Below are 15,540 nucleotides of genomic sequence, written 5' to 3' on the forward strand. Positions count from 1 at the left end.
TGGCCTTCCCGATAACCCGCGCATCCTCGCAGAGGAGAAAACCGGGCGGCGAAAAGCAGCTACATCTATCTGCTTTTCACCACCCGGGGTGAGTCCTCTACTGACCGCGCAGGAACGTCGCCGCCCGCGGCGGTCAGGTCTGAAACGCGATCGTCAGAGGCTGAACCGAAGCGGAATGACGCGCTCGGGCCCCCGGTTCGTGCCCAGGCCCGTGATCTTGAAGGAGCCGGCAGGGGTCAGGGTAGGACGTTCGTAGGTGCGCATTTCTGCATCTCCCCTTCTGTCGGTGTCTCGGGTAACGGGGGAGGCTATCCCCCGTCCATGGGACCCTTTCTTTTCCGCAGGAGGACGGCCTAAACCCATGACAAATAGCAGGAATGGCCTCGAAAGAGGGACGTACCCGACTGCTTTTCATGGCCCAGCGGTTCGAAGGTGGGGGAAGAGGGCTGACTGATGCGTCCTCGCCCGCGGCGGACAAACCAGACGCTCACCAAGGAGCTTCACTGCCCATAGCCTCTTCAGGAGAACGGGTCGCGGACGGTGATGGGACCGGCCGCGAACAGTCGCAGCCGCTGCAGCGCCTGAAAGGCCGACAGGCCGCGGGCTTCCATCGTCCGCATGTGGGCGAGTGGGACAGCCCGAGGGACACATTGCTGCCTCCGGCGGTGCCAGGACCTTCAGTCCCGCAGGCAGGGCACGAACCAGACGTCACCGACCTGTTCGCCCACCGTGTAGTAGCCGCAGCCGCCGGCGGCGAAGGCCACCGCCTCCGCCTGCGGTTCCCGGGCGGCGGGCACCTCCCGCGACGGCCAGGACGGGAAGCTCGACAGGGGCGCGGACGGGTCCGGGGCGACGAACTCGACGACGTGGTCATAGGTGCGCAGCACGACACGCCCGTCGCGGTGATCCCCTCCGGTGACGACGACGCCGACAACCGTCGCGAGCAGCGGCACGAGCGGCTCGGGCAGGGGCACCTCACCGAGCGCGACGAGGACCCCGTCGGCGAAGCCGTCCGCGGCGAACAGGCGGGCCGCGCCGGAGCCGTCTGGGCCCGGCTCCTTCGTCACGACGTATGGCACCCCGGCCTCGTCGACGAGCAGGGCCTCGGCGTCGACGGGACCGTCGGGGTAGCGCACGCGGACGGCGTCCGGGCGAACCGGTCCCAGGGGCCCGGCGAGGTCGGGCTCGGGGAAGCGCAGGATGCCCACGTCGGCATGCGTTCCGAGGTTGTCGCCGATGTCGCCGACGTACACGCACGGGTCGGCGTTGCCGGGGCCGCACGGCCCGACGGCGAGCGCCTCGGTGTCGCGGCCGACGAAGCCGTCGAGCGGGATCGGCCGCAGGTCACTGCCGTCGGTGCGCATGGCCCAGACCTCGCGCGGGCGCTCGTCGTCGACGAGGTACAGCCAACCCGGGTTGCGGTGGCTGGCGGCGAGGCCGCTCGCCTCCGGGATCCGCTCGGCGTCGAACATCCCGGTGCGCCGCGGCGCCCCGTACCCGTGGTGCTCGGCGAACGCCGCGCGGCAGGCCGCGCTGGGGTTCGCCTGGAGCGCTGCCGCGTCGACACGACCCACGTCGAGGTGCGCGGTTGCGGTCGCGCCGTTGACCGTCGCCTGGATCTCCACCCGCTCGTCCTCGGCCACCGGCTGCGTCGGGAGGACGAACGCCGCTGCCGTCTTCCCCGGCTGGATCCGGACCTCCTCGGGGGCGTCGGCCGCGGCGGAGGTCGCCACCAGGGCGACGGGGAGGGGCCCGCGGCGTGGTGACCGGTCGACGGTGACGGTGCCCGCCGCCTCCGCGCAGCCGGCTACCGCCGTGGGGGTCAGCTCCAGGGCGACGACGCGCGGGCGCAGTGCGAGCGGTCCCACGCCGAGTGTGGCGGTGACGAGGAGCGCCCCGCAGAGCACCGCGAGGGCCAGTGTCGCGCGCAGGGCGAGGGGGGCGCCCCTCCTGCCACGTCGCCTCGCCACGTCCACCGTCGTCCCCTGCTGCTCAGCGACCCGCGCAAGGTCAGCGCGGTGACCCGCCAACGCGTCCGCCCGCGTCGTGGAGGTTTCCATGCCCGTATCCTCCGCCCAGACCGGCTGGCCCCCCGGCCCCCCGTATCGTCTCACTTGTACCACTCGCCGGGCCTCGGGTCGGGGCAAAGTTGCGGAGGAGGAGTCGTGGTGGCAATCGTCGCGCTCTGGGGCGACGACCATCCCGACCTCGGCCGGATCCGCGACGAGCGCCTCGACGAGCGGACGGCCCTCGCGCTCAGCCGCGGCCGGTTCCCGAAGCCCTACGCGCACGTCGACCCCAACGAGGATGCCGTCCTCGCCGCGTGCGGGTCAGGCGGCTGGCTGCTCGCGGTCGCCGACGGGCACTTCGGCTTCGATGCCGCGCGAGCGGCGCTGGGAGCCGTCGAGGCGCGCGGTGACGCGCTCGTCGGCGCTCCGCTGCGACGTCCCGAAATGGAGCTCCGGGAGCTCTGCGCCGCGGCGCAGGATGCGGTCGTGAAGGCCCTCGAGCACGCCGTGGAGCCTCGGACGGGCAGCCGGACGGCCCTGACGGTGGCACTGGCCACGGACGCGGACCTCCATGTCGTGACCTACGGCGACACGGTCTGCGTCCGCGCGCGGGGGGGACGGGGCAAGGTGGTCGGCCGGGGTCATGCCTTCCTCGGCCCCGGGACCGTCGTCCCGCCCGTCACGCGCGCGCGGCTGCGTCCGCGCGACCGGGTCGCCGTTGCGTCCGACGGGTTGACCGACTACCTCGGCCATGACTGGACGCATCGGATCGCCGGGGTGCTGTGCGGTTCCCACGACCCGCAGGTGGCGGCCCGCCACCTCGTCGAGCTCGCGGGGGCCGGCGGTGCCGGCGACAACGTCGCCGTCGCGGTCCGGCTCTCCTAGCCACCACCGCCCGCCGGGCGAATAGGCGCTCAGGGAGCCGCTGTGGGGAGTTCTTTCCGTATTTACCGTCCGGCGCTTCTGCTTTCCCACCGTTGTGCGTGCAGTATCGGGGCCACTCAACGAGGAGGACACGTATGGTCGCGACACCGGTGCGGCGCCGAAGGGAGGAGCCAACCTGGGAGCTCGTGCACAAGCGCAACTCGATCGAGCGGCTGAAGAAGGAGAAGTTCCCGCTCGACATCGTCGACGAGCTGCCGCAGCTCATCGCGATGGGCTACGAGGCGGTCCCCGAGGAGGACATCGTCCGCCTCAACTGGTGGGGGCTCACGCACGACAAACCGAAGATCGGCACCTTCATGGTGCGGATCAAGGTCCCCGGCGGGCTGCTCCAGCCCGCCCAGCTGCGTGGCGTCGGCGAGATCAGCCAAGGACTCGGACGTGACTACGGCGAGCTCACCACGCGGCAGGGTCTCCAGCTGCACTGGGTCCGCCTCGACCAGCTCCCCGAGCTCCTCGACGCCGTTCGGGGCACGGGACTGACGACGGTCGGCGGCGAGGGCGACACGGTGCGCAACATCACCGCCTGCCCCGTGGCGGGGATCGCCCGCGACGAGCTCTTCGACGTCCGGCCCGTCATCGAGGAGACCGCGCGCTTCTTCTACGGCAACCGGGAGTACTCGAACCTGCCCCGCAAGCACAAGTTCACGATCAGCGCGTGCCCGGGGCAGTGCAACGCCCCCGAGATCTCCGACGTCGCCCTTGTCGGTGTCGTGAAGGACGGCCGGGAGGGCTTCGCACTCCGCGTCGGCGGCGGCTTGTCGAACACCCCCCGGCTGTCGCGCGACCTGGGGGTCTTCGTGCCCGTGGCCGACACCGTCGAGGTCCTTCGCGCGGTGACCGACGCGTGGCAGTCCGACCCCCGCTACCGGGTGAGTCGCGCGAAGGCCCGGATCAAGTTCATGGTCGACCACGTGGGGCCGGAGGGCATGCGCAGTCTCGTCGAGGAGCGCCTCGGGCGTCGGCTGGAGGACCACACCGCGCCCCCGCCGGAGCCCGGCCACGACCACCTCGGCCTGCACGAACAGGGTGACGGGCGGGCCTACATCGGCCTGTCGGTCCCCATGGGCTGGATGAGCGGCCAGCAGATGATCGACGTCGCGGACGCGGTCGAGGGCGTCGGCGGGGACATCCGCCTCACCAGGCAGCAGAACTTCATCGTCGGGAACGTGCCCGCGCCCGAGGTCGGCGGTCTGCTCACGAAGCTGCACCGCATCGGCTTCCCCGCCACCCGCAACACCGTGTACGGCAACTCGATCGCGTGCACGAGCCACAAGTTCTGCAACTACTCGGTGGCGGAGACGAAGGGCAAGCTCGAGGAGGTCCTCGCGCTCCTCGACGAGCGGTTCGCGGCCGACGTCGGCGACCTGAAGATCTTCATGGACGGCTGCCCGCACTCCTGCGCGCACCACTGGGTCGGCGACATCGGGCTGCAGGGCACGACGACGACGCTGCCCGACAGCGGCCGACGGGTCGAGGCCTACGACATCACCCTGCGGGGCGGGCTCGGCGTGGGCGCCGCGATCGGCAAGCCTCTGCTGCGCCGGGTGCCGAGCGACGACCTGAACGACGTCCTCGTCCGGCTCGTCGGCGCCTGGCTGGCCGAGAAGACGAGCCGCAACGGGCACGGCGCCGGCTACACGTTCCGCGACTTCTGCGACGAGCGCACCGACGAGGAGCTCGCTGCCACGGCGTTCCCCGCGGCCGCGGCAGGCGACGCCGCCGACGATCGGCCGATCGTGCGCGTCCCCGGCACGCTCATCGAGCTGTCCGCCGGGGCCGACGAGGTGCCGGTGGCAGCCGGGAGCGTCGGCCAGGCGCTCGACGTGCTCGCGGTCGAGCATCCGAGCCTCGTCGCGTACCTGCGGCTGCCCGACGGGACCGTCAACCCCGTCGTCAACCTCTACATCGGCGAGGACGACATCCGCGCCCTCGGCGGCCTCGACGCCCCGCTGGAGCGCGGGCAGGAGCTCACGATCCTGCCCGCGCTGGCCGGCGGCTAGCGGCCGCCCGACAAAGCGACGTTTTCGATCTGCAAAGGATGGCGCTGTGCCCACTGACCTCATCGACCGCGTCGTGTTCGACGATCTGGAGGTCGGCGAGATCGCCGTCGACCTCGACGACGGCGAGCCGGAGGACGTCATCGAGTGGGCCCTGTCCACCTTCGGCGACCGCCTCGCGATCGTCACCGCGCTGCAGGTCGACGGGATGACGCTGCTCGACATGGCCTACCAGATGAAGCCCGACATCCGGGTCGTGACCGTCGACACGGGGCGTCTGCCCGCCGAGACGCTCGCGTTCGTCGACGAGGTCCGCGCGCACTACCCCAAGGCGAGCGTCGAGGTGCTCGAGCCCGACCCGGCCGAGCTCGAGGCGATGGTCGGCCGGCACGGCCCCGACCCGTTCCGCACGTCGGTGCCGCTGCGGCTCGTCTGCTGCCAGATCCGCAAGGTCCGCCCGATGCTGCGGGCCCTGGAGGGCCTCGACGCGTGGTTCACCGGCCTGCGCCGCGACCAGTGGGCGTCTCGGGCGGCGATCCGCAAGGTCGAGCTCGACCACGACCACGACGGCATCGTCAAGCTCAACCCGCTCGCCGACTGGGCCAAGGAAGAGGTGTGGGACTACGTCGCCGAGCGTGGCGTGCCGGTCCATCCCCTCTACGCGAAGGGCTACACGAGCATCGGCTGTGACCCGTGCACCCGTCCCGTCACCGACGGCGAGGATGACCGTGCCGGGCGCTGGTGGTGGGAGACGAACGCCCCGAAGGAGTGCGGGATGCACTGCCCCATCGAGACGGGCGGCTTCGAGCACGAGTTCCACGCGATCCTCGGCGAGGCCCATGGTGGCGGCGACGGGCACTGACCCCCCGGCCGGCGCGGTCACGCTCGACGACGACGAGCGCGAGCTCGTCACGCTCGAGCTGCGCACGCTCCTGCCGGCGCTGCGCGACGACCGCCAGGCCCGCTACGAGCGCCTGCGCGCCGCCGTCGACGCCGGCGTCGTGCCCGGCGAGCTGGCCGGCGAGCTGGCTTCCCTGTGCGAGCTCACCTTGCAGACCGCCCGCGCCCGCCAGCTCTACCGCGCCGAGGGCGAGAAGATCCTCACCGACCTCCTGCGCCGCACGCCGCGCGGCCGCGAGCTGGCCAAGCAGATCTCCGACGTCAACGCCGCGCTCAAGGCCCTCGAGGGCCACGCGGTGGACAGCATGAGCGTGCGGATGCGCACCATCGGGCACTTCACCGTGACCGTGGCCACCGAGGCGGTCACCCTCACCCTCGCCGTGCGCCCCGACACCATCAACGTCGAAAGCGTCGAGGTCGGCCAGGCCGAGTGAGAGCCGGCCCGCGCGCAGGATCGATGGCGGCAGGGCGCCTTCGGTGAGGACGAGCGGGTCCAGCTGCTCGAGGGGAAGCTCGTAACCGACGGCTACGCCTCGGTGGCCGTGCACGGCGCCGATGAAGCCCTCGACGCCTGTGGGGTGGCGCTCACGCTGCGCGACCTGCGCCACCGGTAGCTCGCCTCGCCGCGCTCAGGAGCGGTCCGCCGGTCAGCCGGCGGACGCGCCACCAGGCCGGACACCCGTCCGTGACCCTGTCCGCACGGACGGTGTCGCCGGTTCCTGGCCTCCTCCATCATCGGGGGAGGACGCGACCAGGGTTGTTGGCAGGCTTGCTGGCAGGGAGGGAACCGGCGGTGGGCGCAGCAGCGAAGCGGGCCAGCGGGGCCGGGCAGGAGCCGCAGCCGGAGCGCGATTCGGCCGCCCACGCTCGCCACGCGCGGCCCGGCGGCGCGGAGGAATGGCTCGTGCGCGAGGCCATCGCCGCCGACCTCCGCGCTCGGCGCATGCCGGGGCGGAGCATGCGACCGCAGCCACGTCAGGCCCCGGCCGAGGGGCACCGGGGGGCCGCGCCACCGGTGTAGCGTGACGGGCATGGGTTGCGGCGAGGCGACACGACGAGCACCCCGACGGTGCTGGGAGGCGGGTCGGATGCGCCGGCTCGCGGCCGTCGGCGTCGGAGGCCTTGCCGCCTGCGTCGCACTGCTCGCCGGCTGCGCTGCGCCTGGCGACGACCCTGACCGTGTCGTGGCCGCCGAGGACCGCCTCCCCGAGGCTGCCGGGGACCCCCTCCCCGAGGCTGCGGCGGGCGCACCCGCGCCCCCCGACGTCGAGTCCATCGGCTATCGCATCGACGCGCGCACGCCGCCGGAGGAGGCCGCGGAGTTCGCGGCGGTCGTCGGGGCGGTGCTGACCGACCCGCGTGGCTGGGCCCGGGCGGGGCTCCGGTTCGTCGAGACGCCCGACGCGCCGTACACGATCCTGCTCGCCGAGGGGCCGGAGGTCGACGCGGCCTGCCGCCCCTACGAGACCCGCGGGCGGTACTCCTGCCAGAACGGACCGGTGGTGGCCCTGAACGCCGACCGCTGGCGGTCCGCGACCCGGGAGTGGCCGGGGGACCTCGAGGGTTACCGCATCATGCTCGTCAACCACGAGGTCGGCCACCTGCTCCACCTCCACCACCCCGACCCGCAGTGCCCCGGGCCGGGTCTTCCCGCGCCGGTGATGGCGCAGCAGAGCACCACCCTCGACGGCTGTCTGCCCAACCCCTGGCCGCTGCAGTGGGAGATCGACCTCGCCACGCAGCGCCGCGAGCCGCTCGCTCCCCCCTACGACCACGATCCGTCCGACCACCGCCCGTCACCGCCGCCGGCGACCTGGTGACCTGAGCGGCCGGTCAGTCCTCAGCGAGCAGCGGCCAGCCTCCCGCGGCCTCCTCGAGCTCGGCGAGCGCCGCGTCGAGGCGGTCGATGGCGTCGTGGCGCGTGGCCGGGTAGCCGGTGTTCGTGACCTGCCCCTCCTCGCCGTCGAGGCGCCAGGCGTAGGTCACGGGGGCGGCGTCGTACGTGGCCGCGCCCTGGTCGCTCCCGCTGGCCGTCAAGCCGCTGCCGGTCACCGCCGCCCTGGCGCTCGCCACCTGCTCGCGGGTGAAGCGGCACAGCACCCAGCGGTCGTCGCCCTCGACGGCCTCCACGCGGCCGTCGTCGTAGTACACCTGCCGGCGGTCGATGCCCCGGTGGGCGTCGACGTAGCGCCAGGTGAGGAAGGCGCCGGGCGGTAGGAGCTCGTCGCTCACTCCAGGCTCCACGTCTTGCTCGTGACGCGGTTGAGGGCCTGGAGGAAGGGCACGTAATGGCCCGGCCGGACCTCGCTGCCCTGCGACATGATGCTCGGGCCGTTCTGCACGAGCAGCGCGTCGGCCGCCTCGTCCCCGAGGGTCGCGCGGATGTCGCCCGCGTGCGTCGGTTCGTCGCCGGCGAACTTCGGCACGGCGCCTGTCGGCGGGCGCTCGTCGACGTACTCGTCGCCGAGGCCGAACATGTGGCCGGCCTCGTGCGCGGCGACGTTCTGGGCGACCTCGCGTTCCTCCCCGACCGTGGCGGCCACGTCGACCCGGCGGAACTTCGGGTCGTCGCTGGCATTCGTCTCTCCGGTGCCGATCCCGATCGCCATCGACAGGCCGAGGTCGTCCATGAGGCGATCCTGGACGGCGGAGGCCCGGCGCATGCCGAGATCGCGGTTGTAGCGCTGCGAACCCGGCGACGTGGCCCGCCCGGTGACGCCGACGCTGATGTCGTCGACGGGCACGTCGAAGGGCCTGCCGGGCTGGCGCAGCTGACGGAAGCGGTCCTCGAAGTCGAGGATGTGCGCCTCGACGGCGGGGTTGATCTCCGCGCTGTCGTGGCCGAACCCCGGGATCTGTCGGATGAGCTGTGCCGGCCTCACCCGGTGCGTCTCCGGCTGGTCGACGTCGCGCGCGTCGAGTTCGGCGGCGCCTCCCGTCACCGACGAGCGTAGTCGTGGCGCACCGCGCGGCACCCACTGCGCGGTGATGATGGTGTTCGCCTCTTCAGGGGTGTCGACGTGGCGTACCTGCACGTCGCAGGTCGCCCGGTGCGGCGCGAAGCCCGCCTCGTTGAGGACGAAAGCGTGCTTCTCCTTCCACCCGTCGGAGACGGCATTGCTGAACCTCCCGACCCACTGCTGCTGCTGGTCCTCCGGCCACGCGAAGTCGTTCAGTTGCTCGCGGCTCCAGCGGTGACGCACGAACTCCTTGCGCCGCATCATGGCCCGCTCGAACGGCTTGAAGATCACGTGCACCTTCAGGATGGCGGTGACCTTGCCAACCGCGGGCGACGGCCCGACCGGCTCATACCGGAGGTCGAAGCGGGGCCCGCCGTGGAGGAAGGTCGTGTTGCCGAAGTCCGGCAGGAGCTGCGGCGCAGGACCGTGCCCGGACGGAGGCGTGACCCCCGGCGCGGGCGCCGGCGCAGGGGCGGGCGCCTGGCGTTGGACGGCCGCCTCCTCCCCGCGGACGCCCTCCAGCATCGTGGTGACCGCCCTGTTCCCGGCTTCCCGCTGGAGGGCTGGAAGAAGCCCGGCGGTGACCTGTCTGCCGCCGGCAGCCGGTCCCCGGGGCAGCGCGAGTCGGTCAGCGCGCTGGACGTCGTCGGTCCGGCCGGCGGGCGGCGACCGACGCTCGCCCCGGTCGGCGGCAATGGGTCCCCTCCCGTGCACCTCGTGAGTATCTCAGGAGCCGACGACTCGGACGGTATGCCCCGTGGAGGAACCTTCGGCCAGGGATGCGTTCCCGATCGGGCAACCCGCCCCACCAACCGGTGCTCCTGGGCGGCTGACGGTGCCCGCCCCCGGCAAGGAGTCGCCTATGGCGGCGGGGGGGCCGGTGCGTCGGCGAGCGGGCCGCCGGCCGCGCTCGCGCGACCTCCGGCGGGTGCGTGCTCCCGCGGCCCGGCGGGATCGCTCCCAGGCCGTCCGGGCGTGGCCGGAGGGGCAGTCGCCCCGGGCAGCGATCGGGCTGGCCCAGCCGACTCGGGAGCGCCGGGCGCATCCGTACCGGGGCGCGCAGGCGGGGTTGCGGGGGTCCTCTCCGGCGTGGGGCGCTGCGCTGCCGGGCTCTCCTGGGCCCCCCCGGCGGTGTCGTGGCAGGCGGCCGGCCGCGCTCCTCGGGTCGTCGGCCGGGGGCCGCGCCGCCGCCCGGCTCGGCGGGGATGCGGGCGGGGGTGCCCGCCGTCTCGTCCCGGGCCCGGTCCAGCCCGTCGCCAGCCCGGTCCTCGCGGACCTCCTCGACGGTGGGTGCCTGCGGGGCTTGCGGGTCGGTGGTGCCCTGCCCGTCTCCCTCGCCGCCACCCGCCGGCACGGCGGGGGACGGGGCCGGCAGTCCGGGGTCGTCGGATCGACCGCCGATGTCCGGGGGGCTGGCGGGGCTGTGGTCGGCGCGGCGCTCCCATGCGCTGCCGATCCGCTCGGGCAGGTCCGCGGCAACGGCCCCGGCGCTCAGGGCCGCCGCGGTCGTCAGCGCGAGCGCGGCCTTCGCGCCCAGCCCCAGCGCGGCGAGCTTCCCGACGGCCCCGGCCAGCATCGCGCCGGACAGCGCCGGGGCCCGCCGCCACGACGGTCGCCTCGCGGGCGGCGTGCGGCGCCGGGCCGCGGGTGCCGGGGCGGGCTTCTCGGCCGGGAGGTCTGCGGGCAACCCGTCGGCGAACACCCTCGCGAGGGCCGCATCCGGCCGGGGAGCGCAGTCGTGGGCGACGGTCCGCAGCTGAGCCAGCAGCGTTGCGAGGCCGTCGAGGTCCGCCCGGCCCTGCGGCACCCGGCCGGCGACGAGGTCGTCGACCGTGCGGTCGTCGAGTTGCGCGCGCATGTCGTCCGGGCAATCGCTGCGGGGACTCACGCGGATACGCCTTCGTGCGACAGCTTTCTGCGCAGCGCCTCGAGGGCCCGGTGCTGCAGCGACTTCACGGCGCCGGGCTGCTTGCCGAGGATCCCCGCGGTCTCCGCGATGCTCAGGTCGGCGACGACGCGCAGGGTCAGCACGGCCCGCTGGTCGGGGGGAAGACCGTCGAGCAGGGCCATGGCCTCCCCACCGGCGAGGCGCGCGAGGGCGTCGTCCTCCACGTCACCGCCGGCGCGGGGGTCGACGCTGCGGTCGAGCGGGGCGGTCGCCAGCGTGCGCGCACGCCGCCGGCGGTCGTCGACGAGGCGGTGGTGGGCGATGGTGAACAACCACGACCGGAAGCCGTCACCGTCGCCGGTGAACGCGCCAAGACGCCGGAACGCGCCGAGGAACACCTCGTTCGTGAGCCCCTCGGGGTCCTCCGCCCCCTGCGCGCGCAGGTAGCCGCAGACCGCCGCCGAGAAATGGCGGTAGAGGCGCGCGAACGCCCAGGGGGCGTTCGCCTGCGCGGCGGCCACGAGCTGGCCCACGGCGTCGGATTCCATCGGCTCCCTGGAGTGTCGGTCGCCCGCGACGCCGCCTTGAGCGGACGCCGCCGGGGCCCGACACCGAGGTGCCGGGCCCGTCGGGTCGGTCAGGCGCTTATAGACCGAGCGCGCGGGCGAGGAAGGTGGCCATCTGGCCCCGGGTCACCTGCTGCTGGGGGCGGTAGGTGCCGTCGGCGTAGCCCTTGGCGATGCCGGCGGCGGCGACGGCCTCGATGGCCGCCTGGTGGGTGTTGCCGGCGATGTCGCGCAGTCCGCTGGCCGGTGCGGGGGCGAGGTCGAGCGCGCGGGCGAGGAAGGTGGCCATCTGGCCACGGGTCACCTGCTGCTGGGGGCGGTAGGTGCCGTCGGCGTAGCCGTTGGCGATGCCCCTGACCACCACCGCGACGATCGACGCGGCGTGGGCGTTGCCGACGATGTCGGGCAGGCTCGCAAGGACGCAGCGGGCGACCGCGGCCTTCTGCTCGTCGCTGTCCGCCGGCGACGGCGTCCCCTCGTCCTCGGGCACGTAGGTCTCGTCCACCTCCGCCGTCACGGTGTCGGTCTCGGGCACCTCGTTCTCGTCCTCGTCGGGGACCTCGGTGTCGTCGCCGCCCCGGTCGGGCAGGCAGTGCGCGACGGGGTTGCCGGGGGTGCGATCCGGCGGCCCTTGCCGGGGAGCGCCGAACGGCGGCGCGGCGGCTGCCGGCACCGCCAGCAGAACGGCCAGGGCGAGGGCGACGAGAGTCGTCGCGGCGGTCCGGGTTGCGGTCATGGAGTCGGTCCTTCTCACGTCGGGGTAGGTCGCTTTCCGTACTCCCGTGATCGGTCGGGCCCGCCCTCAGAGGTACGCCCGGAGGAGGGCCACTTCCCGAACCCCTCAATGCGACTAGTGCAGCGCCCGGTGAGAACAGGGGGAACGCCGCGCCCGGTCCTCCTATGGTCTCGAGCAGGGGACCGTCGGACGAGAGGCGCAAGGGGTGTGAGCGAAGGCTACGTGCTGTGGTTCACCGGCCTGTCAGGGGCGGGCAAGTCCACCGTGGCCGGTCTCGTCGAGGCCGAGCTGCGCCGGCGCGGGGCCCCGGTGGAGTCGCTCGACGGCGACGAGGTGCGCACGTCGATGTCCAAGGGCCTCGGCTTCTCGCGGGAGGACCGCGACACGAACGTCCTGCGCATCGGCCTCGTCGCCCAGCTGCTGTCCCGCCACGGCGTCGGGGTGATCACTGCGGCGATCTCGCCGTACGCCGACACCCGCGCCAAGGTCCGGGCGATGACGACGAACTTCACCGAGGTGTTCGTCGACGCTCCCTTGCAGACCTGCATCGACCGTGACGTGAAGGGGCTCTACGCGAAGGCGCTCGCCGGCGAGATCGGCGACTTCACCGGCATCTCCGACCCCTACGAGCCACCGACCGATCCAGAGCTGCACCTCCACACCGACCGGGAGCGCCCCGAAGAGTCGACCGAGCGTGTCATCGCCTACCTCGAGCAGCGAGGCTGGCTCCCCGCCGGCTCCGCTCCTCCGGCCCACGGCTAAGACTTTCCGTGAGGCTCACGCGGTGACCTGGCAGGCGTGGGTGACGCTCGCGGTCGTCGCCGCCACCGTCGGGGTGCTCGCCCGCAACCTCGTGCCTCCGGCGGTCGCCGTCCTCGGCGCGACGGTGGCGCTGCTGCTCGTCGGCGTGATCGACGCCGATCAGGCGTTCACCGGCTTCGCGAACCCCGCCCCCGTCACCGTGGCGGCCCTCTACGTCCTCGCCCGCGCGGTCGAGGTCACGGGTGTCCTCGACCCGCTCATCACCCGGATCCTCGGCAACCACCGGGCGGACACGGCCGGCGTCGCGGGAAGCGGGCCTCCTCCCGGGACCTTCGGGCGCCTCGCGCGCCTCGTGGCACCGACCGCGGCCATGTCGTCGGTGCTCAACAACACCCCGATCGTGGCGATGACCGCCCCCCAGGTCGCCGACTGGGCGGCGCGACGCGGCGAGTCGGGGTCGCCGCTGCTCATGCCCCTGTCGTTCGCGGCGATCCTCGGCGGCACGGTCACCGCCATCGGCACCTCCACGAACCTCGTCGTCTCCGGGTTGCTCGAGAACGCCGGCCAGGCCCCCCTCGGCATGTTCGAGATCACCCGGGTCGGAGTGCCGCTCGTACTTGGGGGCGTGCTGCTCCTCCTCTTCCTCGCCCCGCGGGTGCTCCCCTACCGGCAGGCGGCGCTGCAGACGTTCGAGGAGAGCATCCGCGAGTTCAGCGTCGCCATGCGGGTCCTGCCGGGCGGCCCGCTGGACGGTGCGACGGTGGAGGTGGCGGGGCTGCGCCACCTCCAGGGCGTGTTCCTCGCCCGCATCGACCGCGGCAAGCAGCTCATCGCGCCGGTCGATCCCGACGAGCCGCTTGCCGGCGACGACGTCCTCACGTTCGTGGGCAAGGTGTCGCAGATCGTCGACCTGCAGACCAAGCGCGGCCTCGTGACCACCGAGGAGCACCACCTCGCCGGGCTGAAGGACGAACGCCAGGCCTTCTTCGAGGCGGTCATCGGCCAGAGCTCCTCACTCGTCGGCCGGACGCTCAAGTCGGTGGGCTTCCGCGGACGCTACGACGCCGTCGTGCTCGCGATCCACCGGGCCGGCCAGCGGGTCGACGCGAAGCTCGGCGAGGTGACGCTGCGGCCGGGCGACACGCTGCTGCTCCTCGCCGACCAGAGCTTCTACGCGCGCTGGCGGGAGTCCCAGGACTTTCTGCTCGTCGCCCGCATCGGTGGCACGCCGCCGGGGCGCATCCGCAAGGCTCCGCTCGTCGGAGGCATCGCCCTCGCGATGATCGTGCTCGCCACGACCGGCGTCATGCCGATCCTCAACGCCGCGCTCGTCGCGGCCTTCGCGCTCGTCGCCGTCGGGGCCCTCACGCTGCGGGAGGCACGCGACGCCGTCGACCTCAACGTCATCGTGCTCATCGCCGCCGCGTTCGGCCTCGGGGAGGCGGTGATGACGACCGGACTCGCCGACCGCCTCGCGAGCCTGCTCGTCGGCAGCCTCGAGGGCTACGGGACGCTCGGTGCGCTCGTCGGCGTCGTCCTCGCCACGATCATGCTCACCGAGCTGATCACGAACAACGCCGCGGCGGTGCTCATGTTCCCGATCGCCGTGTCGACCGCCGGCCAGGTGGGTGGCAGCCCGCGCGGCTTCGCGATCGCGGTCGCCGTCGCGGCGAGCGCGTCCTTCCTCACCCCGATCGGCTACCAGACGAACACGATGGTCTACGGGCTCGGCGGTTACCGCTTCGGGGACTATGTACGGCTCGGCCTGCCGCTCACGGTCCTCGTCGTCGTCATAGTGGCCGCCGTCGTGCCACTCGGCTGGCCATGAACGGTTCGCCCCGCGTGGAGGGATCGGTGACACTACAACCCATGGCATACGCGCTCAGCCACCTCGACGCGCTCGAAGCCGAGGCTGTCCACATCTTCCGGGAGGCCGTCGCCGAGCGCGAACGCCCCGCGCTGCTGTTCTCCGGCGGCAAGGACTCCGCCGTTCTGCTGCGGCTGGCCGAGAAGGCGCTCCGCCCCGGGCGGTTCCCGTTCCCCGTCGTGCACATCGACACCGGACACAACTTCCCCGAGGTGATCGCCTTCCGCGACCGGGCGGTCGAGCGGCTCGGCGAGCGGCTGATCGTCGCCAGCGTGCAGGACTCCATCGACGCGGGGCGCGTGGTCGAGGACAACGGTCCGCGCGCCAGCCGCAACCAGCTGCAGACCGTCACGCTGCTCGACGCGATCGCCGAGCACGGCTTCGACGCGCTGTTCGGGGGGGCCCGCCGCGACGAGGAGCGCGCCCGCGCCAAGGAACGGGTGTTCAGCCACCGCGACGAGTTCGGGCAGTGGGACCCGAAGAACCAGCGCCCGGAGCTCTGGAACCTCTACAACGCGCGCTGCCGCAAGGGCGAGCACTTCCGGGTCTTCCCCATCTCCAACTGGACGGAGATGGACGTCTGGCAGTACGTCGCGCGTGAGCGCATCGAGCTGCCGGAGATCTACTTCTCCCATCAGCGCGAGGTCTTCAACCGCGACGGCATGCTCTACGCCGTGAGCGAGTTCGTGCAGCGCCTTGAGGGCGAGGAGCCGTTCACCGAGACGGTGCGCTTCCGCACCGTCGGAGACATGACGTGCACCGCCGGGGTGAAGTCGACGGCGTCAACGCTCGACGAGGTGATCGCCGAGGTCGCTACCGCCGACATCACCGAACGGGGCGCCACCCGCGCCGACGACCGCGTGAGCGAGGCGGCGATGGAGGACCGCAAGCGAGAAGGCTACTTCTAGCC

The 15,540-nt window shown here is 73.0% G+C and carries 14 protein-coding genes; 9 read left to right on the top strand and 5 right to left on the bottom strand.

Going from position 1 to position 15,540, the window contains the following annotated elements; genetic code table 11:
* Window positions 1–677: 677 nt before the first annotated feature.
* On the bottom strand, window positions 678–2,060 hold the full coding sequence (locus VM324_12120; protein HVM00029.1) for a hypothetical protein: 1,383 nt from the start codon (window positions 2,058–2,060) through the stop codon (window positions 678–680).
* Between the two features lie 108 nt (window positions 2,061–2,168).
* Here VM324_12120 and VM324_12125 point away from each other — a divergent pair, with 108 nt between their 5' ends.
* The 5 genes from VM324_12125 (at window position 2,169) to VM324_12145 (ending at window position 7,671) form a co-directional block, all read left to right on the top strand.
* The gene (locus VM324_12125) at window positions 2,169–2,894 is read left to right on the top strand and encodes a protein phosphatase 2C domain-containing protein (protein ID HVM00030.1); all 726 of its coding nucleotides are present in this window, start codon (window positions 2,169–2,171) and stop codon (window positions 2,892–2,894) included.
* Window positions 2,895–3,028: 134 nt separating this feature from the next.
* Window positions 3,029–4,954, top strand: a complete 1,926-nt coding sequence (locus tag VM324_12130) for a MoaD/ThiS family protein (GenBank protein ID HVM00031.1) — start codon at window positions 3,029–3,031, stop codon at window positions 4,952–4,954.
* Window positions 4,955–5,000: 46 nt separating this feature from the next.
* Entirely contained in the window at window positions 5,001–5,813 is an 813-nt protein-coding gene (locus VM324_12135; GenBank protein ID HVM00032.1) for a phosphoadenylyl-sulfate reductase, read from the top strand.
* Window positions 5,791–6,285 (top strand): hypothetical protein, encoded by a 495-nt coding sequence (locus VM324_12140; protein ID HVM00033.1) that lies wholly within the window; start codon window positions 5,791–5,793, stop codon window positions 6,283–6,285. Before VM324_12135 ends, VM324_12140 begins: the two co-directional genes overlap by 23 nt.
* Before the next feature lie 654 nt (window positions 6,286–6,939).
* The gene (locus VM324_12145; GenBank protein HVM00034.1) at window positions 6,940–7,671 is read left to right on the top strand and encodes a DUF3152 domain-containing protein; all 732 of its coding nucleotides are present in this window, start codon (window positions 6,940–6,942) and stop codon (window positions 7,669–7,671) included.
* A gap of 13 nt (window positions 7,672–7,684) precedes the next feature.
* On the opposite strand, the gene VM324_12150 is transcribed toward VM324_12145, so the two are convergent.
* Together VM324_12150 and VM324_12155 are read right to left on the bottom strand one after the other, a co-directional pair.
* Window positions 7,685–8,095: a hypothetical protein gene (locus tag VM324_12150; protein HVM00035.1), complete on the bottom strand. Its 411-nt coding sequence runs from the start codon at window positions 8,093–8,095 to the stop codon at window positions 7,685–7,687.
* The gene (locus VM324_12155; protein ID HVM00036.1) at window positions 8,080–9,336 is read right to left on the bottom strand and encodes a hypothetical protein; all 1,257 of its coding nucleotides are present in this window, start codon (window positions 9,334–9,336) and stop codon (window positions 8,080–8,082) included. Before VM324_12155 ends, VM324_12150 begins: the two co-directional genes overlap by 16 nt.
* Before the next feature lie 875 nt (window positions 9,337–10,211).
* Between VM324_12155 and VM324_12160 the strand changes: the two genes are divergently transcribed.
* On the top strand, window positions 10,212–10,571 hold the full coding sequence (locus VM324_12160) for a hypothetical protein (GenBank protein ID HVM00037.1): 360 nt from the start codon (window positions 10,212–10,214) through the stop codon (window positions 10,569–10,571).
* Window positions 10,572–10,695: 124 nt separating this feature from the next.
* Here VM324_12160 and VM324_12165 read toward each other — a convergent pair whose 3' ends face one another.
* Window positions 10,696–11,247, bottom strand: a complete 552-nt coding sequence (locus tag VM324_12165; protein ID HVM00038.1) for an RNA polymerase sigma factor — start codon at window positions 11,245–11,247, stop codon at window positions 10,696–10,698.
* A 97-nt stretch (window positions 11,248–11,344) separates the two neighbouring features.
* Window positions 11,345–12,001, bottom strand: coding sequence for an S-layer homology domain-containing protein (locus VM324_12170; protein ID HVM00039.1), 657 nt, complete (start codon window positions 11,999–12,001; stop codon window positions 11,345–11,347).
* Between the two features lie 108 nt (window positions 12,002–12,109).
* On the opposite strand from VM324_12170, the gene cysC reads away from it, so the two are divergent.
* Genes cysC through cysD form a run of 3 tightly spaced genes read left to right on the top strand, consistent with a single transcriptional unit; the run spans window position 12,110 to window position 15,538 of the window.
* Window positions 12,110–12,763: an adenylyl-sulfate kinase gene (cysC, locus tag VM324_12175; GenBank protein HVM00040.1), complete on the top strand. Its 654-nt coding sequence runs from the start codon at window positions 12,110–12,112 to the stop codon at window positions 12,761–12,763.
* Between the two features lie 22 nt (window positions 12,764–12,785).
* Window positions 12,786–14,591 carry an SLC13 family permease gene (locus VM324_12180; protein ID HVM00041.1) on the top strand — a complete coding sequence of 602 codons (1,806 nt, stop codon included), beginning with the start codon at window positions 12,786–12,788 and terminating at the stop codon, window positions 14,589–14,591.
* 41 nt (window positions 14,592–14,632) lie between these two features.
* Window positions 14,633–15,538 carry a sulfate adenylyltransferase subunit CysD gene (gene cysD / locus VM324_12185; GenBank protein HVM00042.1) on the top strand — a complete coding sequence of 302 codons (906 nt, stop codon included), beginning with the start codon at window positions 14,633–14,635 and terminating at the stop codon, window positions 15,536–15,538.
* The last annotated feature ends 2 nt before the right edge of the window (window positions 15,539–15,540 follow it).

It is taken from the genome of Egibacteraceae bacterium (assembly GCA_035540635.1).
GTDB lineage: Bacteria > Actinomycetota > Nitriliruptoria > Euzebyales > Egibacteraceae > DATLGH01.

Excerpts from the sequence above, each read along its gene's own strand:
- VM324_12120 (HVM00029.1), bottom strand. The coding sequence starts at position 2,060 with ATGGAAACCTCCACGACGCGGGCGGACGCGTTGGCGGGTCACCGCGCT.
- VM324_12130 (HVM00031.1), top strand. The coding sequence starts at position 3,029 with ATGGTCGCGACACCGGTGCGGCGCCGAAGGGAGGAGCCAACCTGGGAG.
- VM324_12140 (HVM00033.1), top strand. The coding sequence starts at position 5,791 with ATGGTGGCGGCGACGGGCACTGACCCCCCGGCCGGCGCGGTCACGCTC.
- VM324_12145 (HVM00034.1), top strand. The coding sequence starts at position 6,940 with ATGCGCCGGCTCGCGGCCGTCGGCGTCGGAGGCCTTGCCGCCTGCGTC.
- VM324_12155 (HVM00036.1), bottom strand. The coding sequence starts at position 9,336 with ATGCTGGAGGGCGTCCGCGGGGAGGAGGCGGCCGTCCAACGCCAGGCG.
- VM324_12160 (HVM00037.1), top strand. The coding sequence starts at position 10,212 with ATGTCCGGGGGGCTGGCGGGGCTGTGGTCGGCGCGGCGCTCCCATGCG.
- VM324_12165 (HVM00038.1), bottom strand. The coding sequence starts at position 11,247 with ATGGAATCCGACGCCGTGGGCCAGCTCGTGGCCGCCGCGCAGGCGAAC.
- VM324_12170 (HVM00039.1), bottom strand. The coding sequence starts at position 12,001 with ATGACCGCAACCCGGACCGCCGCGACGACTCTCGTCGCCCTCGCCCTG.
- cysC (HVM00040.1), top strand. The coding sequence starts at position 12,110 with ATGCGACTAGTGCAGCGCCCGGTGAGAACAGGGGGAACGCCGCGCCCG.
- cysD (HVM00042.1), top strand. The coding sequence starts at position 14,633 with ATGGCATACGCGCTCAGCCACCTCGACGCGCTCGAAGCCGAGGCTGTC.